The organism is Streptomyces sp. URMC 126, assembly GCF_051386555.1.
GTDB lineage: Bacteria > Actinomycetota > Actinomycetes > Streptomycetales > Streptomycetaceae > Streptomyces.
Window position 1 is genome coordinate 1 of record NZ_JBPQTX010000812.1, and the last position, 278, is coordinate 278.

Sequence of the window (278 nt, forward strand, 5' to 3'; positions counted from 1 at the left end):
GATCGACATCGAACGGCCGCGGGTTCGGACGCCGGATGGTCAGCAGGAACTGGAACTTCCCAGTCTTGCCGCCGGCCAGCGCGAGGACTGGCTGGGCCGTTGGGCGATGAACCAGATGCTGATCAACGTCTCGACCCGGCGGTTCCGGCGCTCGGTTCGCCTGCCCGACGGCGATGTCACCTCGATCAAGGGTGACGGCACCTCGAAGTCGGCGGTGTCGCGCAAGTTCGTGGCCCTGTCGAGCGCGAAACTGAAGGATTGGCTGGCAAGCGATCTGT

The 278-nt window shown here is 65.1% G+C and carries 1 pseudogene; it reads left to right on the forward strand.

From position 1 onward, the window contains the following. Nucleotides 1–278, forward strand: a pseudogene (locus ACSNOK_RS34030) (IS256 family transposase); the annotation flags it as partial.